The organism is Collinsella aerofaciens (assembly GCF_015561195.1).
In the GTDB taxonomy this organism is placed as follows: Bacteria; Actinomycetota; Coriobacteriia; order Coriobacteriales; family Coriobacteriaceae; genus Collinsella; species Collinsella aerofaciens_AC.
In genome coordinates this window covers 19,625-43,564 of the sequence record NZ_JADMSU010000013.1, presented here as the reverse complement: position 1 = coordinate 43,564, position 23,940 = coordinate 19,625, and the positions used below count along the sequence as shown (strand labels likewise).

General features: G+C 58.1%; 21 protein-coding genes. 11 read left to right on the top strand and 10 right to left on the bottom strand.

Annotation, left to right across the window (positions count from 1 at the left end):
- Window positions 1-199: 199 nt before the first annotated feature.
- The 7 genes from gyrA to I2H81_RS09555 all read right to left on the bottom strand — a co-directional run bounded on the left by gyrA (window position 200) and on the right by I2H81_RS09555 (window position 11,356).
- Window positions 200-2,911, bottom strand: a complete 2,712-nt coding sequence (gene gyrA, locus I2H81_RS09585) for a DNA gyrase subunit A (protein ID WP_195645388.1) — start codon at window positions 2,909-2,911, stop codon at window positions 200-202.
- 208 nt (window positions 2,912-3,119) lie between these two features.
- Window positions 3,120-5,150 (bottom strand): DNA topoisomerase (ATP-hydrolyzing) subunit B, encoded by a 2,031-nt coding sequence (gyrB, locus tag I2H81_RS09580; protein WP_195645385.1) that lies wholly within the window; start codon window positions 5,148-5,150, stop codon window positions 3,120-3,122.
- Window positions 5,151-5,255: 105 nt separating this feature from the next.
- Window positions 5,256-5,819: a DciA family protein gene (locus I2H81_RS09575; protein WP_271817530.1), complete on the bottom strand. Its 564-nt coding sequence runs from the start codon at window positions 5,817-5,819 to the stop codon at window positions 5,256-5,258.
- Window positions 5,806-6,912 carry a DNA replication/repair protein RecF gene (recF, locus tag I2H81_RS09570; RefSeq protein WP_195645384.1) on the bottom strand — a complete coding sequence of 369 codons (1,107 nt, stop codon included), beginning with the start codon at window positions 6,910-6,912 and terminating at the stop codon, window positions 5,806-5,808. The genes I2H81_RS09575 and recF overlap by 14 nt, the downstream gene beginning before the upstream one ends.
- Before the next feature lie 9 nt (window positions 6,913-6,921).
- Complete coding sequence (dnaN, locus tag I2H81_RS09565) at window positions 6,922-8,025, bottom strand: DNA polymerase III subunit beta (protein ID WP_099432409.1); 1,104 nt, start codon at window positions 8,023-8,025, stop codon at window positions 6,922-6,924.
- A gap of 238 nt (window positions 8,026-8,263) precedes the next feature.
- On the bottom strand, window positions 8,264-9,988 hold the full coding sequence (locus I2H81_RS09560) for a DnaA ATPase domain-containing protein (protein ID WP_324253209.1): 1,725 nt from the start codon (window positions 9,986-9,988) through the stop codon (window positions 8,264-8,266).
- A gap of 15 nt (window positions 9,989-10,003) precedes the next feature.
- Window positions 10,004-11,356 carry an ATP-binding protein gene (locus tag I2H81_RS09555; RefSeq protein ID WP_195645383.1) on the bottom strand — a complete coding sequence of 451 codons (1,353 nt, stop codon included), beginning with the start codon at window positions 11,354-11,356 and terminating at the stop codon, window positions 10,004-10,006.
- 345 nt (window positions 11,357-11,701) lie between these two features.
- Between I2H81_RS09555 and rpmH the strand changes: the two genes are divergently transcribed.
- From rpmH to I2H81_RS09510, 9 genes are all read left to right on the top strand, one after another.
- Window positions 11,702-11,836, top strand: coding sequence for a 50S ribosomal protein L34 (gene rpmH, locus I2H81_RS09550; RefSeq protein WP_019127408.1), 135 nt, complete (start codon window positions 11,702-11,704; stop codon window positions 11,834-11,836).
- Window positions 11,837-11,856: 20 nt separating this feature from the next.
- Entirely contained in the window at window positions 11,857-12,195 is a 339-nt protein-coding gene (gene rnpA, locus I2H81_RS09545) for a ribonuclease P protein component (RefSeq protein ID WP_082435526.1), read from the top strand.
- On the top strand, window positions 12,192-12,416 hold the full coding sequence (gene yidD, locus I2H81_RS09540) for a membrane protein insertion efficiency factor YidD (protein WP_022093804.1): 225 nt from the start codon (window positions 12,192-12,194) through the stop codon (window positions 12,414-12,416). Before rnpA ends, yidD begins: the two co-directional genes overlap by 4 nt.
- A 29-nt stretch (window positions 12,417-12,445) precedes the next feature.
- Entirely contained in the window at window positions 12,446-13,216 is a 771-nt protein-coding gene (locus I2H81_RS09535) for a YidC/Oxa1 family membrane protein insertase (RefSeq protein WP_055251326.1), read from the top strand.
- A gap of 44 nt (window positions 13,217-13,260) precedes the next feature.
- Entirely contained in the window at window positions 13,261-13,830 is a 570-nt protein-coding gene (locus I2H81_RS09530) for a Jag family protein (RefSeq protein WP_022093802.1), read from the top strand.
- A gap of 168 nt (window positions 13,831-13,998) precedes the next feature.
- On the top strand, window positions 13,999-14,664 hold the full coding sequence (gene rsmG, locus I2H81_RS09525; RefSeq protein ID WP_229108172.1) for a 16S rRNA (guanine(527)-N(7))-methyltransferase RsmG: 666 nt from the start codon (window positions 13,999-14,001) through the stop codon (window positions 14,662-14,664).
- A gap of 134 nt (window positions 14,665-14,798) precedes the next feature.
- On the top strand, window positions 14,799-15,599 hold the full coding sequence (locus I2H81_RS09520) for a ParA family protein (RefSeq protein WP_055251322.1): 801 nt from the start codon (window positions 14,799-14,801) through the stop codon (window positions 15,597-15,599).
- The gene (locus tag I2H81_RS09515) at window positions 15,592-16,497 is read left to right on the top strand and encodes a ParB/RepB/Spo0J family partition protein (RefSeq protein WP_195645381.1); all 906 of its coding nucleotides are present in this window, start codon (window positions 15,592-15,594) and stop codon (window positions 16,495-16,497) included. Before I2H81_RS09520 ends, I2H81_RS09515 begins: the two co-directional genes overlap by 8 nt.
- Window positions 16,487-16,741, top strand: a complete 255-nt coding sequence (locus I2H81_RS09510; RefSeq protein ID WP_195645380.1) for a hypothetical protein — start codon at window positions 16,487-16,489, stop codon at window positions 16,739-16,741. The genes I2H81_RS09515 and I2H81_RS09510 overlap by 11 nt, the downstream gene beginning before the upstream one ends.
- Before the next feature lie 200 nt (window positions 16,742-16,941).
- On the opposite strand, the gene rlmN is transcribed toward I2H81_RS09510, so the two are convergent.
- Window positions 16,942-17,994: a dual-specificity RNA methyltransferase RlmN gene (rlmN, locus tag I2H81_RS09505; protein WP_055251319.1), complete on the bottom strand. Its 1,053-nt coding sequence runs from the start codon at window positions 17,992-17,994 to the stop codon at window positions 16,942-16,944.
- An 85-nt stretch (window positions 17,995-18,079) separates the two neighbouring features.
- Here rlmN and I2H81_RS09500 point away from each other — a divergent pair, with 85 nt between their 5' ends.
- Together I2H81_RS09500 and I2H81_RS09495 are read left to right on the top strand one after the other, a co-directional pair.
- Window positions 18,080-19,045: a D-alanine--D-alanine ligase family protein gene (locus I2H81_RS09500; protein WP_117637917.1), complete on the top strand. Its 966-nt coding sequence runs from the start codon at window positions 18,080-18,082 to the stop codon at window positions 19,043-19,045.
- Window positions 19,039-21,933, top strand: a complete 2,895-nt coding sequence (locus I2H81_RS09495) for a helicase C-terminal domain-containing protein (protein WP_195645379.1) — start codon at window positions 19,039-19,041, stop codon at window positions 21,931-21,933. The genes I2H81_RS09500 and I2H81_RS09495 overlap by 7 nt, the downstream gene beginning before the upstream one ends.
- Here I2H81_RS09495 and I2H81_RS09490 read toward each other — a convergent pair.
- The gene (locus I2H81_RS09490; protein ID WP_195645378.1) at window positions 21,930-22,847 is read right to left on the bottom strand and encodes a helix-turn-helix transcriptional regulator; all 918 of its coding nucleotides are present in this window, start codon (window positions 22,845-22,847) and stop codon (window positions 21,930-21,932) included. The genes I2H81_RS09495 and I2H81_RS09490 overlap by 4 nt on opposite strands.
- Window positions 22,834-23,856 carry a helix-turn-helix transcriptional regulator gene (locus tag I2H81_RS09485; RefSeq protein WP_195645377.1) on the bottom strand — a complete coding sequence of 341 codons (1,023 nt, stop codon included), beginning with the start codon at window positions 23,854-23,856 and terminating at the stop codon, window positions 22,834-22,836. The genes I2H81_RS09490 and I2H81_RS09485 overlap by 14 nt, the downstream gene beginning before the upstream one ends.
- Between the last annotated feature and the right edge of the window lie 84 nt (window positions 23,857-23,940).

The following is a 23,940-nucleotide window of genomic DNA, read 5'->3' as shown; positions in this document are numbered from 1 at the left end:
GTCGCCTGCTCGGACAGTCCTGCTCGCACGGAGAGCACATTAAGTGCTCTCCGGCTCGTGCGGAACTCGCGATCGACTTCGCACGCCGCCGGGCAGCCGGGGCAGACGTGGGGTTCAAAGATTTTCAAAAAAGCGGTCGGCGCGCAGTGCGCCGACCGCCGATATATGGGGTCTGATATTTTCTACCAGCTAGGGCCTCTTACTCGTCTAGGAGATCCTCTGGCATGTCGTTGCCGTCGCCTAGGTCGACTGGGGCCTCTTCGGCGTCGGTTGCGGCCTCGGCGCCTTCGCCTTCGGGCTTCTCCTTGGCGGCCGTCATGCGGGCTACGGCGCAGATGCGGTCGTTGTCGTCGACGGTCATCATCTTGACACCTTGGGTGGCGCGGCCGGTCTGGCTGATCTCATCGGTCTTGACGCGAATGACCGTCGCGCCCTCCGTCACGATGAACAGCTCGTGCTGCGGGCCCACCGTCTTCATGGCCGCGAGGTTGCCCTTACGCTCGGTCATTTGGATGGTGTAGACGCCCTGGCCGCCGCGATTCTGCTCCGGGTAGTCCGCGACCGGCGTGCGCTTGCCGTAGCCGCGCTCGGTGATGACGAATAGATCGCCGTTGCCGTTAGTGACTTCCATGCCCAGAACGCTCACGCCGTCCTTCATACCGATACCGCGAACGCCGCTGGTATCGCGGCCGGTGGCGCGCACCTGCTCCTCGGAGAACATGATCGCCTTGCCCGCGGTGGTGGCCAGGATAATCTTGTCGCCCTCGCGCACGCGGCGCACGTTCAGCAGCGCGTCGTCGTCACGCAGGTTGATAGCGATCAGGCCGTCGCGACGGCTGCGGTCATATGCGCTCATCACGGTCTTCTTGACCATGCCGCTCTTGGTGGCAAACATCAGGTACTCGTCGGCAGGGAACTCGCGGCAGCTGATGACGCTCGCGATCTTCTCGCCCTCCTCGAAGGGCAGCAGGTTGACGATCGCGGTACCGCGCGCCTGGCGCGTACCCACCGGCAGCTCGTGCACCTTCAGGCGATAGACCTTGCCCTTGCTCGAGAAGAACAGCACGTACTCGTGCGTGGACGCGATGAACATCTCGTCGATGACATCGTCCTCTTTGAGGTTGACGCCCGACACGCCCTTGCCGCCGCGTTTCTGGGCGCGGTAGGCGGCCACCGGGATGCGCTTGACATAGCCGGTGTGGGTGATGGTCACGACCATGTCCTCGTCGGCAATGAGGTCCTCGACGTCCAGGTCCTTCTCGACCTGGCTGATCTCGGTGCGGCGCTTATCGCCAAACTTCTTGGAGATCTCGCGCATCTCTTCCTTAATGACGCCCAGGATCTTCTCCTCGTGCGCCAGCAGGTCCTCGTAGTAGGCGATGGCGCGGCGCAGGCCGTCCAGCTCTTCCTGAATCTTGTCGCGCTCCAGGCCAGTCAGGCGGCGCAGCTTCATCTCGAGGATGGCCGTGGTCTGCTCGGGCGTAAAGCCAAAGCGCTCGATCAGGCGGCTGCTGGCCTCGGAATCGGTCTGCGAGGAACGGATGATGCTGATGACCTCGTCAATATGGTCGAGAGCCATCAGATAGCCCTCGAGGATATGCGCGCGGGCCTGAGCCTTCTTAAGGTCGAAGCGGGTGCGGCGGGTGACGACGTCGACCTGGTGATCGATGTAGTGCTGCAGCATCTCGCGCAGGCTCAGGCATTTGGGAACGCCGTTGACGAGCGCCAGGTTGTTGGCGCCGAAGGTCGTCTGCAGCGAGGTGTACTTATACAGGTTGTTGAGCACGACCTGCGGAATGACGCCCTTCTTGAGCTCGATGACCAGACGGATGCCCTTCTGGTTGGACTCATCGCGCATGTCCGAGATGCCCTCGATGCGCTTGTCGTTGACGAGCTGGGCGATCTTCTCCTGCAGGGTGCCCTTGTTGACCATGTAGGGAATCTCGGTAAAGACCAGGCGGTTGCGGCCGGTCTTGGTGGATTCCACGTGGGCCTTGGCGCGCACGGTAATGGAGCCGCGGCCGGTCTCGTAGCTCTGCTTAATGCCGGCGCTGCCCATGATGATAGCGCCGGTGGGGAAGTCCGGACCGGGCATGATCTGCATGAGCTCGTCGACAGTGGCGTCGGGATTATCGATCAGGTAGCAGGTGGCCTCAATCGCCTCGGTGAGGTTGTGCGGGGCGATGTTGGTGGCCATGCCGACGGCGATGCCCTGGCTGCCGTTGACCAGCAGATTGGGGAAGCGCGCGGGCAGCGCCTGAGGCTCGGCGAGCGATTCGTCGTAGTTGGGCTGCCAGTCGACGGTATCCTTCTGCAGGTCACGCAGCAGCTCCATGGCGGGCTTTGCCAGGCGGCTCTCGGTGTAACGCATGGCAGCGGCGCCGTCGCCGTCGATGTTGCCGAAGTTGCCGTGGCCGTCGATGAGCGGCGTGCGCATGGAGAACCACTGCGCCAGGCGAACCATTGCCTCGTAGACCGCGGAGTCACCGTGCGGATGGTACTTACCGATAACTTCGCCGACCGTCCAAGCGGACTTCTTGTGCGGACGGTTGGGGTAGATGCCGCTCTCGTTCATCGCGTACAGGATGCGGCGGTGCACCGGCTTTAAGCCGTCGCGCACGTCCGGCAGGGCGCGCGCCGTGATGACCGACATCGAATACTCGATAAATGACTGCTTCATCTCGCGGCCAAACTCCGAAATCTGGAGCTGGCCGCCGTTTATATCCTCGCCGGCCGAGGCGCCACGATCGACTTCGCCAAAGCTCTCCTCGAGCTCACCGTCGTCGTCCCCTTCCTCGTCATCATCGGCATCGGGGTTATAGGCGTCAGGATCGCCGTCCTCGCCCTGCTCAGCACGGGCGAGCAGGCGCTTCAGATCGTCGGGCATACCGGCGTCGCCGGCCTCGTCCATACCCTCGTTGTTGTTGATATCGTCTGCCACGTTACCTCCTCATGGTTTGCGTGGTCCATTAGTTCCCTGCCACGGAGACGGATTACCGGGAATGTCTGATAACCCTCCTAGGTTTTCCAGGTGCCCCAGGTTGCCCTGAAGGATGAGGGCGCACGCCTTGCGTGCGGCGCCCGAAATCCTGAAGGGCAAGATGGGGTGCCTGGGAAAGCTAGGCGTCTAAGAAGCGTGCGTCATGGGCATGTTTCTCGATGTACTCGCGGCGATAGCCGACCTCGGAGCCCATCAGCTCGCGCACGGCGCGGTCTGCCACCACGGCATCCTCGATCGACACGCGCTGCAGGATGCGGGTCTTGGGATCCATCGTCGTCGAGGCGAGCTGCTTGGGGTCCATCTCGCCCAGACCCTTGTAGCGCTGGACGGTATAGCCCTTGCGCTTCTTGGTGATCTTGCCATCCTTGGCCTTGCTGTCTTCGTCGTTATCGTCGGGGTTCAGGCCCAGACTCTGGATGGTGTCGCGCAGGATCTCGTCTTCGGGCTGGCGGCCGTTGGGATACACGTAGTGGATCTTGTTGCGCACCTTAATGCCAAAGATGGGCGGACAGGCAACATAGACGTAGCCGGCATCGATCAGCGGACGCATGTACTTGTAGAAGAACGTCAGCAGCAGGATGCGGATGTGCGCACCGTCGACGTCTGCATCGGTCATGATGATGATCTTGTGGTAGCGCGCCTTGCTGATATCGAAGTCGCCGCCGTCGCCGGCGCTCGTCGTGACGCCGCAGCCGATCGCGGTAATCAGCGACTGGATGGTGTCACTCGAGAACGCGCGATGGTCACCAACGCGTTCGACGTTCAGAATCTTGCCGCGCAGGGGCAGAATCGCCTGGATGTCTCGGCGACGGCCGTCCTTGGCCGAACCGCCTGCCGAGTCGCCCTCTACGATGAAGAGCTCGGTCAGCTCGGCATCGCGTACCGAGCAGTCAGCGAGCTTACCGGGCAGGGACGCCGTCTCGAGCAGGCTCTTGCGACGGGTCGCCTCGCGCGCCTTGCGGGCGGCGTTGCGCGCCTTGCAGGCCTGTTGCGCCTTCTTGACGATCTCGCGGGCGGGCTTGGGATGCTCCTCCAAGTAATCGGCAAGGCCGTCGGTCACGATCTTGAGCGTCAGCGCGCGCATATAGGAGCTGCCGAGCTTGGCCTTGGTCTGGCCCTCAAACTGCGGATCGGGCAGCTTGACCGAGATAACGGCCGAAAGGCCCTCGCGCACATCGTCGCCGGTCAGATTGGCGTCTTTTTCCTTGAGCAGGTTCTGCTTGCGCGCGTAGTCGTTGATCACGCGGGTGAGCGCGGTGCGGAAACCCTCAAGGTGCATGCCGCCCTCGGGAGTGTAGATGTCGTTGGCAAACGACATGACGTTCTCGCCGTAGCCGCTATTCCACTGCAGGGAAACCTCGACCTCGCCCATCTTGGTCACAGGCGCGTCCGGATCCGATTTGCCCTCGATGTAGATGGGCTCCTTAAAGGCCTCGGGGACGTCCTTGCCCTCGTTGAGAAACTTGACGAAGTCGACGATGCCGCCCTCGTAGCAAAACTCCTCGACGTGGGGAGTCGCCTCGCGCTCGTCGGTCAGCACGATTTTGAGGTTCTTATTGAGGAACGCCGTCTCCTGCAGACGGTTGTGCAGCGTATCGAAATCGTAGATGCAGGTCTCGAAGATCTCGTCGTCGGGCCAGAAGGTGACGGTGGTGCCCGTCGAATCCGAGGTGCCCACGACCTCCATCTTCTTGACGGTCTTGCCGCGCGAGAACTCCATCTCGTAGGTGTTGCCATCGCGACGAACCTGAACGACCACGCGCTTGGACAGTGCGTTGACGACGGAGATGCCCACACCGTGCAGGCCGCCCGAGACCTTATAGGCCGAGTTATCGAACTTACCGCCGGCGTGCAAGATCGTCATGACGACCTCGAGCGTCGGGATCTTTTTAACAGGGTGCTCGTCGACGGGGATGCCGCGCCCGTTGTCGACGACCGTGATGGAGTTGTCGGCGTGGACCGTCACCTGGATCTCGGTGCAGAAACCGGCCATGGCCTCGTCGACGGAGTTGTCAACGATCTCCCACACCAGGTGATGCAGACCGCTGGCGCTCGTCGAGCCGATATACATGCCCGGGCGCTTACGAACGGCCTCGAGACCTTCGAGAATCTTAATCTCGCCGCCATCGTAATCGTTTTCGTTTGCCACACGTCCTCCTTCAGTCAAGAAAATGTGTACAGCCTTACTAGTTTATCGTAAAAAAATACCCTCGGGAACGAGGGTATTTGGCTCTACAAGGCCACCAGATGCGATTTAAGGCTCTTTTTTGCTTTGCACGCCCTTGGCCCACTCGGCACTGGCTCTCATGGCATTCTCGAGGGCCTCGCGCAGTTTTTGGTCTTCGATGGGCGCCACTTGGCGCTCGATCTCGGTACGCTCGGCCTCACTTAGGTCGGCGTGCGGGGCCGGCGGTCGCTCGGTCGTCGCCGGGCGCAGGCGCTCCTTGGCGGCGGGCGGTGTGTGACCGGGCGCGGTGGTTTTGAACACCAGGCCGTCCACATGCGCACCGGTGCGCTCCATGCGCGCGCGGATGATCTCGCGCAACAGCGTCATTTCCTGCGTCCACGAGGGCGAGTCGAGATATACCAGCAGCTCATTGGACTCGGGCAGGTAGCGCAGTCCCGTCACATGCCGCCCCTCGCGCGTGCCCGAGCACACCGCGTTCCATGCGCGATAGACCGTGCGCGACTCCTCGGCGGCCTCCATCTGCGCACGGCGCTCGGGGGTCGCAGCCGCCAGGATGCGTTGGCGCTCTGCGTTCAAAAACCCGCTGAAGGCGACCGTTTCGCTCTCGCGCTCGTAATTAGCACGTCTCACCCATGCTCACCACCTTGGCTCGATCAAGCAGGTCATCGGTAAAGTACCCCAGGTTGGTCGTAGTTATGACCGTCTGGATATCATCGCCGATCAGCCGCAGGAAAGCGCCGCGACGCTCGCCGTCGAGCTCGCTCATCACGTCGTCCAGAAGCAGCAGCGGGGCGGTGCCCAGGACATCGCGAGCCACGGCGACCTCGGCCACCTTCCAGGACAGCACCAGTGTGCGCTGCTGTCCTTGGCTGGCAAATGAACGGGCGGAGCGACCCGCCACGGTAAACTCAATCTCGTCGCGATGCGGCCCCACCAACGTCACGCCGCGGCGAATTTCCTCGTCGGCGTGCTCGTCAAGGGCAGCCAGCATGCGCTCGTACGCCCAGCCCTTCAGCTCCTCGCGATCCTCGACCTGGGGCAAATCCCCCAGCGTGGACGCATAGGTCACGTTGGCGGCCTCACCGGACGCCACTTGCCCGTAGGCAGTGTGCACATGGCCCGCCAGCCGGTCGAGCAGGGCCAACCGGTGCACGAGCAGGGCCGAGCCCGCGCGGGCAATCGAATCGTTCCACGCGCCGAGCATCTCGCGGCAGCACCAGGTCTCCTTGAGCAAGGCGTTACGCTGGGTCACGCAGCGCCCATAGGTGCTCGCAAGATCGGCATAGCGTGCGCTCAGCTGCATGCCAAAGTCATCGAGGGCGGTGCGGCGCACGCTGGCGCCTCGCTTAACCATGTCCAGATGGTCGGGGCAAAACAGCACGCTCGGCAGAACCCCGCGTACACCGGCCGCAGAGCATCTCTTGCCGTTGCGGCTAAACGAGCGCCTACCGTCCTCCGCGCTCAATCCCATATCAAGCACGCGGCCGTCGCCCTCGAGCCTCAGCTCGATCTTGCACGAGCCCACGCCGTCATGGACGAGCTCGGCTGCGGTCGGATGCCTAAACGAGGCGCCGCTCGTCAGCAGCTGCAGCGCCTCTATGAGATTGGTCTTTCCCGCCGCGTTGGGTCCCGCAAGTATCGTCACGCCCTCATCCAGGGCAAGGCGATAGCTGTCGAAGCTGCGGTAGTGCGCGACGGAAAGATCGCGGGCGAACATGGTCATGGCGCAGCGCTAGATGCGGACCGGCATGACCAGGTACAGGTAGTTGATCTTGTCGTAGGACTTAAAGATACCCGCCTGCGAGTAGCTCTTGAGCTCCAGCGTGATCTCCTTCTCCTTGGACAGGGCATTGAGGCAGCCGAAGATGTAGTGGTAGTTGAAGGCGATGGTACCCGACTCGCCCTCGGCCTCGACATCGATCGTCTCCTGCGCAAGGTCCTGGTCATTGGAAATGGAGGACAGGCCCATCTGCCCGTTCTCGACATCGATCTCGAACTTGACGGCGGGGTTGGCGCTCGCGATAACGGCCACGCGCTTGAGGGCGGCGTTAAAGGCGGCGACATCGATCTTGACGCTCGTCACGCACGAATCGGGGATGAGCTGCTTGTAGTTGGGGTACACGCCCTCGATACGACGTGACACGTAGGTGGTGTTGCCGGCCTCGAAGACGACCTGGGTGTCGGTAGCCCCGATCATGATGGTCGCCTGGCTGGCCATGATGTTCAGCGCGTCGTTAAAGGCGTCAGCCGGAACGTTGAGCTCAAAGGAGCCCTCGAGGGTCGAGGTCTCGACCTGCGTATCGCACACGGCCAAGCGGAAGGAATCGGTCGCCACCAGGCGCACGGTGTTGTTCTCGACCTTCATGTGCACGCCGCCCAGGATGGGGCGAGCCTTGTCGGTCGAGGTGACGCGCCACACGCGGCCGACCATTTCGGACAAGACATCGGTCGGCAGCTCCACGGCACTCTCGATGGCATAGGCCGGAAACTCGGGGAAGTCATTGGCATCGAGCGTGTTCAGCCTAAAAGAGCTCTTCTCGCAACCAATCAGCACCTGGCGCTCGGACAGCTCAAAGGTGACCGGGGCATCGGGGAGGGTCTTGGTGATATTGGAGAGCATCTTACAGGGGATAACCATCTCGCCCTCTTCTTCGACATGCGCCGCGATGCGATGACGGATCGAGATGGTGTAGTTAGAGGTCTGGAATTCCAAGATGCCGTCTTGGGCCTTAACGAGCACGCCCGACAGGATGGGAAGGGTGGATGCCGAAGCGACACCCTTCATAACGACGCCGATGGCTTGTGTAAGCGAGCTCTGGCTGACGGTGAACTTCATCTTTTAATACCTTTCTATAGATATAAATATCTTAATAATAGTAATAGCACTGACGAAACTGTTGATTACTCCCAAAGACGCAGGTCAGACCCAGAAAGAGAATCGACAGCAACCTGTGTGCAACAGGGGTGGTTTTCCACGTTCAAAACCTGCGCAAAACTTTTCATCACCGCGGGTTGGGTTTTAGACACCTTATGCCCGTGGTTTCGACAAGTTTTCAACAGGTGTCTCTATTTCCCTACGAGCGCAGTGTAATTTTATCGCGCAGCGACTTGAGGTCTTCGGTGACGGTGCGGTCTTCCTGGATCATCTTCTGGACCTTTTTGTAGCTCGTACTGACGGTCGAGTGGTTGCGGTTGCCAAATTCGGCGCCCACCGCCGTGGTCGTCATCTCGCACATCTCGATGGCCAGGTAGATAGCGATATGGCGTGCTTTGGCGATATTGGCGTTGCGACGCGGGCCGATGAGCTCCTCGTGCGTCACGCCGTACTGCTCTTCGATGACGGACTGAACCGTCTGGACGTTGATCTTTTTGGCCGATGTGTCGAAGTACTGGCTGGCGATGGCGTCGATATCGTCAAAGGTGAGCTCCCCGCCCTCGCGCTCGCGGTCGCCCGCCTCGCCGGCGCAGCGCTCGCAGAAGCTCTCGAGTTCGCGGATGTTGGTGCCCGAGACCTCGGCCATGTGTTTAAAGTGCTCGTCGGTCAGGTGCCCGCCGTCGCCCCCATAGGCCGCCAGCAGCGAGTCGTCGCCTGCCTCGGGAGCGGCGACGATGGTGTTCTCGTAATAGCGCTGCAAGATCTTGTATTTCATCTCGTAGCTGGGCTCTGCGACCAAGCAGAGCATGCCGGCGTTGAAGCGGCTCGTCAGACGCTCGTCCATGCTCAGGTCCTTGGGGGCGCGGTCTGCCGCGATGACGACCTTCTTGTTGTTGCGGATGAACTCGTCCATGAGCTGGAAAAAGTAGTCCACGCTCGCGCGCTTGCCGATGATGTTTTGGATGTCATCGATGATGAGCACGTCCACGCCGTGGTATGCCTGCATGATAGGGGCGTTGCTCTTCTTTTGGCGGTCGAACTCGGTCATCAGGTCGTCCAGATATGCCTGGGAGTTGGCATACTTGACCTTGATCTCGGGCGACTTCTCGGCGAGCTCGTTTTTGATGGCAAGCAGCAGGTGCGTCTTGCCCAGGCCCGATTTGCCGTAGATGAACAGTGATGTGCACGTGCCGCGCTCGTCCGCGAGGGCGGCAAACTTGAGTGCCGAGCGATAGGCATGGCTGTTCTCGGGGCCGTAGACAAAGTTCTCAAAGGTAAATTTTGAGTTCGCGGCGAGCGGGGCTCCATCCGTATTCTGCTCGGCCAGTACGGTCGGTGCTGGCATGGGTGAAGCGGGGGTCGCAGCTTGCGTGGACTTAGTCGGCGCTCCGCCCTTCATCTGGTTCATCATGCGACGAAAATCATCGGCCGAGAGCGTGTTCTTGATTGCAATGCCCGAATCCGCGCCCGCCGCTGCGTCGTGAGCGATAGGCATGTGCGTGACGGGTGCGTTCGTTGACGTCGCCGCCGCGGTCGGCAACGGTGCCATGGTTTCACGGGAAACATCGCTGTGCTGGTGCTCGATTGTCGGCACGTCGCCTGCGGAGGCCGGCACCGACGGGGAAGCAGCGGGGGCCGTGGCGGGCGCCGTGGCGGCAGCGGATTCCGCTGTGGTGCCTTGCGGTGCCACGATGTCGAGCGCGATCGGTGCAAAGGCGATTTCTTCCAGATAGGCCTCAATAGTCGGCTGATGCTTTTTGAGCTGCGCGATGGCAAAGCGCGAGGGGGCCTCGATCGTGAGCGTATCTTCGGTCAGGCTTATGGCGCGCGATTGCCCCAGCATGTTGATGAGGCGTGCATCTTGGCCGTCGCGCTGGCAAAAGGCGATGGCATCCCCCAGGATGATGCTTGCTTCCTCGTCCACTGTCTCTCCCGTTCTTTAGCTCTGAGCTCGCACGCGAGCGGCGCCGAGTTCGGTCAGATGGTATTTCTGGCCATGCTTGATGACCAAGCCGGCCTGCGCCAAGTCATTGAGCGTGCGTGACCAAGTGGGGGCCGAGTTTCCAAACGCCCTCGCCAGATCGGTTGCACCGCACGCTTGATTTTGCGCCAGATAGCCCAGCGCGGCGTTGCCGCGATCGCTTACGAACACGTCCGGCTGTGGCTGCGCATACTGATTTGCTGCATTAGGATACATCATTTGAGCTGCTGGTTGTTGAGAACTCTGCATCGGCGGCATTTGCTGTTGAAAACTTTGAGGCCACTGTTGGTAAGGCTGCGGAGGCATCTGCTGGGCCCAGGGGTTGTACTGCTGCTGCGGCATCTGCTGGTACGGCTGCTGATATCCCTGCTGGTACTGCTGCGGGAATTGCTGGCCATATCCCAGTGGCGGCATCTGCTGATATGGATATCCCTGTTGGTACGGCTGATATCCCATTTGCTGGCCACCCGGTGCCCCCGTCGCCTGCTGCATTGCTGCTGCATCCTGATCCGCCAGCTTCATGGCCTCTGGCACGTTTGGCGGCATCGACATCGACGCCGCCTGGGACTCTTGTGTAGGAAGCATTCCGGGCTGCTGCATCTGTCCCACGCGGGGCTGCATCTGTTGCGTTGCCATGGGCTGCTGCGCAAAAGCTCCCGGCAGGGGATATGCGGGCTGCTCCGTCTCGGGCCGCACGGCAGCACCGCGCCCGCCGGCACGCTCTATTTCCTGCACGCGTTTAGGGTCCAGGCTTACCGTAACCACGGTGCCGTTGCCCATGTTGTCCTCGATGGACACGGCCCCGCCGGCGTTTTCCAAATACTCCTGCACCATGGGAAACCCGGCTCCGGTTCCACGGATATAGCGCTTCATCTTGCTGTTTGCGCTGGTAACGCCAAAGTCGAAAGCACGCTCCTTGTCGTCGATGCCGGGTCCTTGATCAGCAAAGCGGATGGTGTCTCCGCCGTCCAGAATCGAGATGATGGGCTCGGCAAAGTGCGCGTGGATAAAGTTTTCGACAATCTCGCGGATGACCATGAGCGAGATATGGCCACCTTGTTCTTTCATGCACTGGTAGACGGTGTTGGTCGTCTCTTCCAAATACGTGCGGACATCTTGCGGATCAATGACGATCACACGCGGTGTCGACAGCATATCGTCATAGACGGCGATGCGCGCGGCGTACATGGCTTTTGGCGCCTGCGTGGTCGTCTGCTCGCCTTCCTCACGCTCTTCGCGCACGCCGGTGATGTGTTCGTTGTCGGGTGCCGGGTCTCCGGAATCGACTATGGTGTAAAAGTCGTCAGACATGCCGCTCGCAATCTTTCAAAAGGTTTCGAACAAATAGTAGCTCACCGTGCAATGTTTCTCATCTTTCGACAACTTTTCAAAACCTGTTGAAAACTTTGGAAAACGGACGAAAAGTTTTCAACATTGCCAACATGACCTGTTGAAAACTCGATGAAATATCGTGAAAAGTTGCCATGCACCGCTAAATCGAGCTCGGCTTATGGGGGAACCGTGTGAACTGCGTAACCTTTTACCTTTGATTTCTTGACATTTGAACATTGATTTCCCTACAATCTTCAAGCTCACGTGTCTATATCTGCGTCCGCGCCCCCGCGGACACTCGAAATGCAGCAGGAGGAACTTAAGATGAAGCGTACGTATCAGCCTAATAAGCGTAAGCGTGCCAAGACCCATGGCTTCCGTGCCCGCATGGCCACTAAGGGTGGTCGTGCCGTGCTCGCCCGTCGTCGCGCCAAGGGCCGCAAGCGTCTCACTGTCTAGCAGCGATACACACATCTCGCATGAAGACTATTAAGTCTCGGCAAGATTTCGAGCATGTGTTCAGTCAGGGGCGTCGTTTCAATCACCCTCTGATTCGAATGACCATATGTGAATCGGTTGGCGAAGGCGACTCCGGAAGGGTCGCCTTCGTTGGTGCTAAACGGCTCGGTTGTGCTGTCGTGCGCAACCGTTCTAAGCGTGTGATGCGCGAGGCCGCCCGCAGCTGTGGATTTCCCGTTGCGGGTTATGACATCATCTTGTTCGCAACTCCCAAGACGAGGGTTTCCTCGCCGCAGGAGATGGACAATGCATTGCGTTCGCTTATGAAACGCGCCGGCGTTGCCGGGGAGGAGCGATGAGCAATCACGTTTTGCGACGTGTTGCCATCGCTCCTATTCGCATATATCAACAGGTTATTTCGCCCTTATTGCCTGACGCCTGCATTTATTACCCAACGTGCTCGCAATACGCCGTCCAGGCGATTGAGAAGTACGGTGTTTTGAGAGGCTGCTGGCTTGCCGTGAGGCGCATCGCTCGCTGCAATCCCCTGCACGTCGGCGGTTATGACCCTGTGCCCTAGCGGGCACTCGCTATCGGAGGAAAACTTACATGTGGGATTGGATCGTTAACATCCTTTTCGAGCTGCTCAAGCTCATCCAGACCTTTGCGGTCGACTGGGGCCTGTCCATCATCATCCTGGTGGTCATCATCCGTCTGCTGCTGACGCCGCTTATGCTCAAGTCGACTAAGTCGACGGCACGCATGCAGGTGCTGCAGCCCAAGATGCTCGAGATCCAGGAGCGCTATGCCGACGATCCCCAGCGTCAGGCCGAGGAAATGCAGAAGTTCTACAGCGAGAACAAGTTCAACCCGATGGCTGGTTGTCTGCCGCTGTTGATTCAGATGCCTGTCCTGTTCGCCCTATTTACGCTGCTGCGTAACCTGCCGGACTACTTTAACGACGGCACGTTCTCGTTCTTTAATATTCTGCCCGACCTGACCACCACGCCGAGTGCCTCCTTTGCCGATGGCTTTATGGTCGCGCTGCCTGCGCTGGTCTGCCTGATCCTGTTCGCTGTCCTGACCCTGATTCCGCAGCTCTATATGTCGCGCAACCAGACCGGCCAGCAGGCTCAGAGCATGCGTATGATGGCCGTTGTCATGACGGTCATGATGCTTTGGATGGGCTGGAGCCTTCCCGTTGGTGTTCTGCTGTACTACGACGTCTCGTCTGCTTGGCAGGTTATCCAGCAGATTTTTGTGACGCAGAAGGTCATCGACAAGGCGAAGGCCGATGAGGAGGAGCGCCTTAAGAACGCGCCGCTGCAGGTTGAGGTCACTCGTCGCGAGAAGAAGCCGCGCCCGCACAAGAAGAAGTAGCGGGATATCAATCTTATTTAGGTACCTAACTTTTGGAGTACGTTATGTCTGAAGAGATCATCGAGGATATGCTTGAGGAGGTTGCCCCGCAGGTCGCGGGCGATTATCCCGAGATTGCACAGCGCTACAAGGCCGGTGAAGAGCTGACCGACGAGGAGCTCGACACCATTGCCGATGTCGCGATTTCCATCCTGCGTTCCATCCTTTCGCACTTCGATGCCGCCAACTCTCCTATCGATGAGTATGAGGGCGACGAGGGTGAGCTGATTCTGGATGTAACGGCTCCCGACCTTGCTGTTCTCATTGGTCGTCATGGTCGCACCCTTGATGCCCTTCAGGTTATGTTCTCTTTGCTAGTGAGCCGCAAGCTCGGCTTTAGGTATCCGGTTGTAGTGGACGTCGAGGGATACAAGAGCCGCCGTCAGGACAAGGTTGCCTCCATGGCTCAGTCTGCTGCCGAGCGTGCCATTCGCACTCATAAGAGTGTTTCGCTTCCGCCCATGAATGCCTATGAGCGCCGACTCGTTCATATTGCACTTCGTGGCAATGATGCCGTCGATACCCATTCTGAGGGTTCTGACCCTGATCGCCATGTGGTGATTGTTGCTCGATAATCTACTCGAGCTTATGCTAAGGGGGCGTGGTTTCCACGTCCCCTTTTTTTGTCAAAAGTTCTCGATACACTGATTTTTGTCAGAAAGGAGCTTCTGTTGTTTGTACTTACAGATCTGCAGGTTGACGAGATGTTGAGTCGTCTAACATCCTATTGCAAAGAGTATTCCTTGAGCGTAACTGATGCTGAGCTAAGGAAATGTATTCAGCATTTGGATTTGGTTTTGGAAACAAATAAGACAACCAATCTCACCCGTATTCTTAACGTAGAAGATGCTGTGGTACTTCATATCCTCGACTCACTTGTCTTGCTCCCTTATATCAATAAGGCTCCTGAGGGAGCTTTGCTCGATATGGGAACAGGTGCAGGCTTCCCTGGTATTCCGTTAACCATAACCACGCATCGTAAAGCTACTTATATTGACTCTGTTGGTAAGAAGGTTGAGGCCGTCAATTCTTTTGTTCATGCTCTTGGACTGAAACATGCTCATGCGGTTCATGATCGGCTTGAAGAATATGCTCGAAGCCATAAGAAGCAGTTCTCTGTCGTAACTGCCCGCGCACTGGCCCCTCTACCGATTCTTGTTGAGTATGCGGCTCCGTTTCTCAAGGATGGAGGGCTATTTGTTATCACCAAGGGCAATCCTTCGGATGAGGAGCTTGCTTCCGGCATGTCAGCAGCTAAGATCTGCGGCTTCACTTTGCTTCTTAATGACGCAATCGATTTGCCTGAGGGCCTGGGTCACAGGGAGTTCATTGTTCTTAAGAAGAGTCATCCAGCATCTGTTTCGTTGCCTCGTGCAAATGGAATAGCAAAGAAGAATCCGCTTGCCTAGATGTTTCACGTGAAACATAATGGATATTAACAACTTGCAGTGTTTCACGTGAAACATTGCGGTTGATATCGAATCGGAATGTTTCACGTGAAACATCCTCCGTTTGACAGCTTTAATACACACCAGGAGGGACCGTGGGATTTCGCGACGTTAAGCGTTCTAAGAACGCAAAAGACACGCGTATCATTGCAATCATCAATCAAAAAGGCGGCGTCGGTAAGTCAACGACGGCTGTAAACCTTGCAGCAGCACTGGGCGAGCAGGGTCGTAAGACACTGATTGTCGATTTTGATCCGCAGGGAAACAGTACCAGTGGATTTGGAATTGAAAAAGAAGACCTTGATCACTGCATCTATGATGCATTGTTGAATGATGTGCCGGCAGAATCGCTTGTTCTTGATACAAATTGCAAAAAGGTATTCGTAATTCCAGCTACGATTCAGCTTGCAGGTGCCGAAATTGAGCTCGTAAGCGCAATTGCTCGTGAAACCCGCCTCAAAGATTTGCTTGAGCCGATTCAGGACGAGTTCGATTTTATTTTCATTGACTGTCCTCCTTCGCTCGGCCTGCTTACTATCAATGCCTTGACCGCAGCAGATAGCGTTTTGATTCCAATCCAGTGTGAGTATTACGCACTCGAGGGCGTTACGAAGCTGCTTGAGTCAATGAAGATGGTCAAATCACGTCTGAACAAGGGCTTAGACACCTATGGCGTGCTTATGACCATGTATGACTCACGTACTTCTTTGTCGAATCAGGTTGTTGAGGAAGTTCAATCGTACTTTGGTGATAAGGCGTTTAAGACGCTGATTCCCCGTACGGTTAAAATCTCTGAAGCTCCGTCTTTTGGAGAACCGGTAATTACCTATGCACCTCAAAATAAGGGTGCAAAAGCGTATATGAACCTTGCAAAAGAGGTGATCAAGCGTGCCTAGTGCAAAGAAACGTGGTGGATTGGGACGCGGACTCAATGCTTTGGTCTCAGAGGCTGAGTATGAGACCGGTGGTTCTGCTGCATCTGCTTCAAATGCCGCATCTGAAACAAAACTACCTATTGAGGATATCGTTCCCAACCCTAATCAACCGCGAATTCACTTTAATGAAACTGAACTTCGCGAGTTGAGCGAGTCAATCCAAGAACATGGCGTTTTGCAGCCGCTCTTGGTTCGCAAGCATGGAAACGGCTATGAGATCATCGCTGGTGAGCGTCGTTACCAGGCGTCAAAGCTTGCTGGTCTTGAGGAACTGCCTGTCATCATTAAAGATGTTAATGATGAAGAGATGCTGGCTCTTGCTCTTATCGAAAACCTTCAGCGTTCTGATCTGAATCCCGTCGAAGAGGCTAAGGGCTATCGCCAGCTCATCGATGCTAGCGGTATGACCCAGGAGGCATTGTCGAAGGCCGTAAGCAAGTCACGCTCTGCAATTACAAACTCGCTGCGCCTTCTCGATCTCCCCGAAGTAGTTCAGCAGATGATTTTTGAGGGTAGACTTACTGCTGGTCACGCACGTGCGATTCTTGCAGTTCCCTATGAGGATGCTCGAATTCGACTTGCAGAGAAGGTTGTTGCGGAGGGCCTTTCCGTAAGAGCGACAGAAAATCTTGCTCCATTGTTTTCTGCCGGAGAGACGCCTAAGACGCCGAGGCCTGCAACGCCTCAGTCTTTTAAAAAGGCTGCGCGTGTACTTCGTCAGGTATTTAATACCAACGTGCGCGTGAAGAGCTCGCGTGGAAAGAATAAGATTGAGATTGAGTTTAAAGACGAGGAAGAGCTCTCTCGTATTCTTGGTGAAATGATTCAGTTTGATCAAGGAGGCCAAGATGAGGAATAAGATTTTAACTGCGATTTCATTGGTGACGACTGTCGCGGCTGGTGCCTTTGCTGGCTATAAGATCGCGACAGACGATGAACTTCGAGGTCGTTTGCTTCGTGGCGCGCAAGATATTGTCGATACTTCCAAGAAGAAAATGGATGTTATGACAGAAGATGTTGCCATGCGCACTGCTCAGGTAACGAAAAATCCTAAGATCAATCAAGGTTGGGTTAGCAACCAGTGGGAAAATGTAGGCTATTAGGTACCTAACAATTACCCTGCATATTTTGAGGGGCCCCTTGTCTGATTCATGAGACAAGGGCCCCTTATTTTGTCCGTAAAAAATTGGAAAGGTAGCAACTGGTCCAAAATTGAGGTCAATAAATGAAACGACCCCGGTTGCATATCCTGCAACCGGGGTCGTTCGATGTTTCACATGAAACGTTTTGGAGTGCGACTCCCCTATGCGTTCTTCTGAACTTTGAAGCGCTGCTTCAGCTGTCCACAAGCGGCGTCAATATCGTTACCACGGGAGTTACGAATCGTGGTCTCGATGCCACGGGACTCAAGACGACGCTGAAGATCCTCAACCTTATGAATCGGCGACGGCTTGAGCGGGCTGCCCTCGATGTCGTTAAGCTGAATCAGGTTAACGTGGCACAGCGTTCCCTCGCAGAAGTCGCAGAGCGCCTGCATCTCGGGATTCGTATCGTTGACGCCTTCGATCATGGCATACTCATAGGTCGGGCGGCGACCAGTCTTCTCGGTGTAGAGCTGAAGCGCTTCGTGAAGGCGAAGCAGCGTGTACTTCTTAACACCGGGCATGAGCTTATTGCGCGTCGACTGGATGGCGGAATGCAGGGAAACGGCAAGAGTGAACTGCTCGGGGATATCGGCAAATTTGCGAATACCGGGAATAACGCCGCTGGTAGAGACGGTGAGGTGACGAGCGCCGATACCGATGCCATCGGGGTCGTTGAGGATACGCAGTGCCTTGAGAACCTCGTCGTAGTTGGCAAACGGCTCGCCCTGGCCCATGAAGACAACGCTTGTGGCACGCTCGCCAAAGTCGTTGGATACATGAAGCACCTGGTCGACGATCTCTTGAGCGGTCAGAGAGCGCTTGAGGCCGTTGAGGCCGGTAGCGCAAAAGGCGCAGCCCATGCCGCAGCCTGCCTGGGTGGAAACGCAGACGGAAAGCTTGTTACGACGGGGCATGCCGACAGTCTCGACGGAAATGCCATCGTGGTACTCGAGCAGATACTTGCGCGAGCCATCTTTGGAAACCTGCTTGGTGAGTTCAGTCGGCGTATCAAAGGCAAAAGCCTCTTTAAGCTGCTCACGGAAAGCCTTGGGAAGGTTAGTCATATCGTCAAACGAACAAACGTTCTTCTCAAAGACCCATTCGATGAGCTGCTTCGCGCGGAAGGCGGGCTGGCCGAGTTCGGCCACGAGCTCGCGAATATCGTTTTGGCTCAAGTCGCGAATGTCCTGAGATTTAGTCCTGGGATTCATGGAAGCCTTTCGATTTTGGGGAAACGTAGAGGGTATCGCTACAATATGGTATCAGCTGCAGAAATTATAGAGGAGGAGTCTGCCCATGCCGGGTAAAAGCCTAGAGAACATGCACGTAGCGGTCTTGGCGGGCGGTCATTCCGCCGAGCGCGAGATCTCGCTCGATTCGGGAAAGAACGTTGTGGTGGCACTGAAGGAAGCCGGCTACACCTCGGTGGAGCTGCTTGACACGGCCGCTGATGACTTTATGGTAACCATGGCGACCGGCGGATTCGATGTGGCATTTATCGCCATGCACGGCGCCGGCGGTGAGGATGGCGCCATGCAGGGTGCCATGGAGACCCTGGGTATCCCCTACACGGCCTCGGGCGTACTTGCCAGCGCTTGCGGTGCCGACAAGGAGGTCTCTAAGCTCCTATACGCCAAGGCAGGCATTCCCATTGCCCCCGGCCTTGCGCTCGAGGTGGGCGATGAAGTCGATATCGATCATATCGTCGAGGTTTGTGGCGAGCGCTGCTTTGTGAAGCCGGCCGTCAACGGTTCCAGCTATGGCATTTCCCTGGTCCATGAGCCCTCCGAGCTGCCCGCGGCAATCGCCAAGGCGTTTGAGTACGGCGACAAAGTGCTGGTCGAGAAGTGCATCGAGGGTACCGAGATCACCGTCGGCGTATACGGCGAAGATGACGTGCGCGCCCTGCCGATTGTCGAGATTCGTAAGCCCGAGGACTGCGAGTTCTACGATCTGGACGTGAAGTATGTCGACCCTACGGATATCCATCGCATTCCGGCGCAGATTTCACCCGAGAATTACGCTCGCGCTCAGGAACTTGCCTGTGCCGCTCACAAGGCCCTCGGTTGCCTGGGTATCTCGCGCAGCGACTTTATTGTGAGCGAGGACGGCCCCGTTATCCTCGAGACCAATACCATTCCCGGCATGACCGATACGTCGCTGTATCCGGATGAGATCCGCCACACCGACGACATGACGTTCCCGCAGGTCTGTGACAGCCTGATCCGTATGGGCCTTCGTCGAGCGGGCATTGCATGCTAATCGAGGACGCGGTTTCGTCAGGAACGCCGCAGTTTGTCATCGACTCCTATGCCACGCTCGCCGACCGCGCCAAAACGCAGTCCTTCGGCCTTATCGAGGAAGATGTGATTGTCCTCGATACCGAGACCACGGGTCTTTCGGTGCAGGACAACGAGCTGATCGAGATCTCGGCGGCCCGTCTTTCGGGCCGCGAGGTCATCGATCGCTTCGATACCTTCGTGCATCCCAAGCAGCTGATTCCCGCCGAGATTACCGAGCTCACGAGCATTACAAATGCCGATGTGGCAGATGCCCCGTCGGCGGTTGAGGCCGTCGCCGCTCTCGCCGATTTTGTCGGTGGCTGCCCGGTGATCGCACACAACGCCACGTTCGACCGCTCGTTTATCGAGTCGGTCAAAGGCGGCGTCAACGTGAGCGATATTTGGATCGATTCGCTGGCGCTGTCGCGCATCGCGCTTCCGCGCCTGGCCTCGCACAAGCTGTCTTTTATGGCCGATCTGTTTGGCTGCGACTCGGTATCACACCGTGCCAATGCCGACGTCGACGCCCTGTGTGGCGTATGGCGCGTGTTGCTCGTGGCGCTCACCGACTTGCCCCAGGGCCTCATGGCGCGCCTAGCCGACATGCATCCGGACGTGCCTTGGTCCTATCGTCCTATCTTCTCATTCTTGGCAGGGCAGAACCCTGGTTCTATCTTCTCTCTCAGCGCCGCTCGTGCTGACGTTCTCAAGGCCGATCGCGCCGACGATCGGGTGGACGCCGATGAGCTGCCGGTTCTCAAGATGCCGAGTCGTGAGGAGATCGAGGCAGACTATGCGCCAGGTGGCCTGGTCAATCGCATGTATCCCACCTACGAGCCGCGTGATGAGCAGATCGCGATGGCGCTCGAGGTCCGCGATGCGCTGGTCACGGGCACTCATCGAGTAATTGAGGCAGGCACAGGCGTCGGCAAATCGATGGCCTATCTGGTGCCTTTTGCCGAGGCAGCACGCCGTAACAACATCACGGTTGGTATTGCGACCAAATCGAATAATCTTGCCGACCAGCTCATGTACCATGAGCTGCCAAAACTTGCCGAGCAACTGGACGGTGGTCTGTCATTTTGCGCGCTCAAGGGATATGACCACTATCCGTGCCTGCGCAAGCTTGAGCGCATGAGCCGCAGCCTGGTCGAGATTACCACCAAGCGCGATCCGGCGGACACGCTCACGGCGGTCGCGGTCATTATGGCGTACGTCTGCCAATCAGCCGATGGCGACCTCGACTCGCTCGGCATTCGGTGGCGCAGCGTCAACCGTCCCGACTTTACGACGGCCTCGCGCGAGTGTGCTCGTCGCCTCTGCCCGTTTTTTCCTGATAAATGTTTGGTCCACGGCGCTCGCCGTCGTGCGGCGCATGCCGATGTGGTGGTTACCAACCATTCCCTGCTGTTCCGCAACGTCGCGGCCGAGGGCAGGATTTTGCCTCCGATTCGTCATTGGGTAATCGACGAGGCCCATTCCATCGAGCGCGAGGCGCGCCGTCAGTGGGCGCGCGTGGTGTCGGCGGATGAATCGCGCGTTCTGTTTGAGCGTCTGGGTGGCTCGAGCACCGGCGCGCTAAGCCAGGTTTCCCGTGATTTGGCAACCTCCGAGGGCTCTACGCTCTATCTGGGCCTTACTGCCAAGGCGACGTCGACGGTTGCGCGCGCGAGCATGGCAATCGCCGACGTGTTCGATGGCGTTCGCGAGCTCGGCCGCCGTGCGCGTGGGGGTTATGACAATGCCAATCTATGGATTGGCCCCGAGCTGCGCGAATCTGACGACTGGCATGATTTCTTACCGTCGGCCTACGCTGCCATCGACGCATTGGAACAAGCTGACAAGAGCGTCGACGCGCTGGTGCAAGCCGTCGCCGCCGACAAGCCCGAGGTTGTTGTCGACCTGGGTGATATCTCGCGCCGCCTGCACGAGCTGGCCGAGAACCTCAAACTCATCATTGATGGCACCGATGAACACTACGTGTATTCGTTACAGGTCAATCGCAGGCTGCGTGCCGGCGGAGAGTCGATGACCGCAGAGCGCATCGACATTGGCGAGGCTTTGGCAACCGAGTGGCTGCCCGAGGTTCACACGGCTATCTTTGCCTCGGCGACCATGACGGTGTCCAAAAGCTTTGAACACTTTAACCATGCGGTCGGCCTCGATCGCATCGGTGCTTCAACATCCTCATCGCTGCACTTGGACTCGAGCTACGACTTCGATTCGAACATGGCTGTAGTCGTTGCGGGCGATATCCCCGATCCGCGCGATCGTGAGAGCTATCTTACGGCGCTCGAGCGCGTGCTGGTCGACGCCCATCTTGCCATGGGCGGATCGGTGCTCACGTTGTTCACCAATCGGCGCGACATGGAAGACCTGTACGCCCGCGTTGAGCCCAAGATGGCCCGTGCGGGTCTGGAGCTCAACTGCCAGCAGCGCAACTCATCTCCTCGTCGCCTACGCGACCGGTTTATCAACGAGCCAACCTCGTCGCTTTTTGCGCTTAAGGCCTTCTGGGAGGGGTTTGACGCCAGCGGCGAGACGCTGCGCTGCGTTATCATTCCCAAGCTGCCGTTCTCGAGCCCCACGGACCCGCTCTCGTGCGAGCGCAACCTGCGCGAAGACCGCGCTTGGGCGCGCTATTCGCTGCCCGAGGCAGTGCTCGAGGTCAAGCAGGCGGCCGGCCGCCTTATCCGCTCGTCGACTGATTGCGGCGTGCTGATTCTGGCCGACCCGCGCCTGGTGACGAAGGGCTACGGAAAGAAGTTCTTAACGTCGCTGCCCACGAGCTCCTACCAACGCATCGAATCGGCGCAGATCGGTCACTATCTGCAACTGTGGCGCGCACGCCACGAGCGGCGGCGCTAAAGCGGACAGACGAGGGTTTTTGCCATATCGTACAGACGCTTTGACAGGGTGGGGTCATCCAAGATGCGGATGGCTCCGCCCGCTGCGATTATCTGGCTCAGCAGCCAACGCTCGGAGCCGTAATGCACGGTTACCGTTGCCGTGTCTGCCCCACTGCGCTCGATGAGGGTGATGCCGGCCCAGTCCAGATGCTCCGCCATATCGAATGGCATCAAGAGCTTTGCGCTACGCTGCGTCCGGGCAAGGGAATCGTGGAGGGATGCAACGTCCGGTGCGTGAGGCACGACGGAGTCTTCCGTCAAGGTGAGTCCCTCGATTTTATCCATGCGATAGGTGCGCTGCTCATCGACTGCGATGTCCCAGGCAATCAGGTATGTTTGGTCGCCGTTTGCCGTAATGCGCAAGGGGTCGACCAGACGCTCGCGTGGCCGTGCATCGTCCATCGAACGATATGAGATACGGCAGCGAACGCCGTCTTGAATGGCGCAGCTCAGCTGCTGCCAGTGCGACCCGTGGTTGACGGTGTCAAAGACGCGCTGGTTATAGCCGAGCTCTTCGGGTAGAAGAGCAGATCGAATCCGAGCTGCCGTCTGCGGCTCGATCCCCAACGATTCAAGTTCATGGTTGAGCACAGCGCCTTCGGCGGCACTCAGGCGCAGCGGTAGCACACGTCCGGCGTCACCGGTGAGGACCACACGCTCGCCGTGGCATTCGCAGATGATGCGCGCACCCGATTCTCGGTCCGCGAGCGTCGAGACGATCTCGAGAATCTCGTCGAGCGACGCCCCCGTGATGTCAAAGCGACTGCAAATCTCGTTTCGAGTCATGCCGTTCTCGCCGGCGGCGTAGAGGGCCTCCATGATGTCGATGGCGCGCGAGAGCCTCTGCTCGCTGGTGAGTTTACGCACGGGCATGCTCGTGCACCGTCCTTTCGATGAGGTGGTTCCACGCCTGTTTGAGCGATTTGGGGGCCATGGGCCTCATGCCGTCCATGGCGTGGACCATGCAAAATGAGGCGGCGGCTTCAAGATCGCGCACGTCAACGGTCCAGGTCCATCCCGCATCGGTGTGTGTGAGCTCACCTCGCCCGCGCGTGAGGCCGTTGATCATATCGATCTGCGTCTGCGGGGCGAACGAGAACGTAGCTGCAACGGGCGGTTGGTCGGCAAAATCGAATTCAAAGAACAGATAGTCGTTGAGATTGAAGTCCGCAGGGATGACGTAGGCCTTCGAAGGACGCCAAGCGCGAACGATACGGTCGCAGCGGAATGTCCTGATGTCGCCGGTGGCATTGTCGAGACCGCAAAAGTACGCCGAGCCCTCGTGCTCGAACATGCCGTAGACGCAGACGGTACGTTCTTTCTGCTCGCCGCGCCCGTTCTGATATAAAAATCGCAGTGCACAACGATCGGCAAAGGCGCTCCATACCGCATCGACGGTGGGAGAGCGGCGAATCGGTGCTTCGTCCACCGTCGTCCTACCGGTGAGATAGGCAATCTTGGAGCGAATATCGGCAAGCGGCGCGGCAAAGGCGGAAGAGCCGGCCGCTAGTGTCTGGTCGATGGCGTTGAGCAGGATATCGGCGTCGTCAGCGGTGATGAGGCCGCCTGCCGCAAACGTGTGCTCGCGGTCGATTGTCCACGAGCTTTCCTCGGTCTCCTGCGCACCGGCGGGGCGAACCTCCTTGATTAAGATGCCACGCTCGAGCAGTTTGTCACGATCGCGCCGAAACTTGCGCTTATCCGAGTCGATGTTGCCCGAGCCATATCCCAGGTCAGAATCCAAGACGATCTGCTTGGTCGTCAGCGGTTCGGGGGAGCTGTTGAGCACAAAGAAAAGATTGAGGATGCGCTGAGCCGTTTTATCGAAACTGGGCTCCGAATTCCCCTTTTTAATTGTCGCGGTCGCGTCGCTTGCCGTCATAGAGTCCTCGCATGAGAAGATGGTTTGCTGCCATGATTTTAGTCCGATATGGAGATTAGGCTATATCCTTGTCCGCTCGGGGCG

Bases quoted from the DNA above. Each gene is read 5' to 3' on its own strand.
- rpmH (WP_019127408.1), top strand. From the start codon at position 11,702: ATGAAGCGTACGTATCAGCCTAATAAGCGTAAGCGTGCCAAGACCCAT.
- gyrA (WP_195645388.1), bottom strand. From the start codon at position 2,911: ATGGACGAGGCCGGCGACGCCGGTATGCCCGACGATCTGAAGCGCCTG.
- I2H81_RS09535 (WP_055251326.1), top strand. From the start codon at position 12,446: ATGTGGGATTGGATCGTTAACATCCTTTTCGAGCTGCTCAAGCTCATC.
- rlmN (WP_055251319.1), bottom strand. From the start codon at position 17,994: ATGAATCCCAGGACTAAATCTCAGGACATTCGCGACTTGAGCCAAAAC.
- I2H81_RS09490 (WP_195645378.1), bottom strand. From the start codon at position 22,847: ATGCCCGTGCGTAAACTCACCAGCGAGCAGAGGCTCTCGCGCGCCATC.
- I2H81_RS09500 (WP_117637917.1), top strand. From the start codon at position 18,080: ATGCCGGGTAAAAGCCTAGAGAACATGCACGTAGCGGTCTTGGCGGGC.
- I2H81_RS09485 (WP_195645377.1), bottom strand. From the start codon at position 23,856: ATGACGGCAAGCGACGCGACCGCGACAATTAAAAAGGGGAATTCGGAG.
- dnaN (WP_099432409.1), bottom strand. From the start codon at position 8,025: ATGAAGTTCACCGTCAGCCAGAGCTCGCTTACACAAGCCATCGGCGTC.
- I2H81_RS09555 (WP_195645383.1), bottom strand. From the start codon at position 11,356: ATGTCTGACGACTTTTACACCATAGTCGATTCCGGAGACCCGGCACCC.
- I2H81_RS09510 (WP_195645380.1), top strand. From the start codon at position 16,487: ATGAGGAATAAGATTTTAACTGCGATTTCATTGGTGACGACTGTCGCG.
- rnpA (WP_082435526.1), top strand. From the start codon at position 11,857: ATGAAGACTATTAAGTCTCGGCAAGATTTCGAGCATGTGTTCAGTCAG.
- I2H81_RS09495 (WP_195645379.1), top strand. From the start codon at position 19,039: ATGCTAATCGAGGACGCGGTTTCGTCAGGAACGCCGCAGTTTGTCATC.
- recF (WP_195645384.1), bottom strand. From the start codon at position 6,912: ATGACCATGTTCGCCCGCGATCTTTCCGTCGCGCACTACCGCAGCTTC.
- yidD (WP_022093804.1), top strand. From the start codon at position 12,192: ATGAGCAATCACGTTTTGCGACGTGTTGCCATCGCTCCTATTCGCATA.
- I2H81_RS09530 (WP_022093802.1), top strand. From the start codon at position 13,261: ATGTCTGAAGAGATCATCGAGGATATGCTTGAGGAGGTTGCCCCGCAG.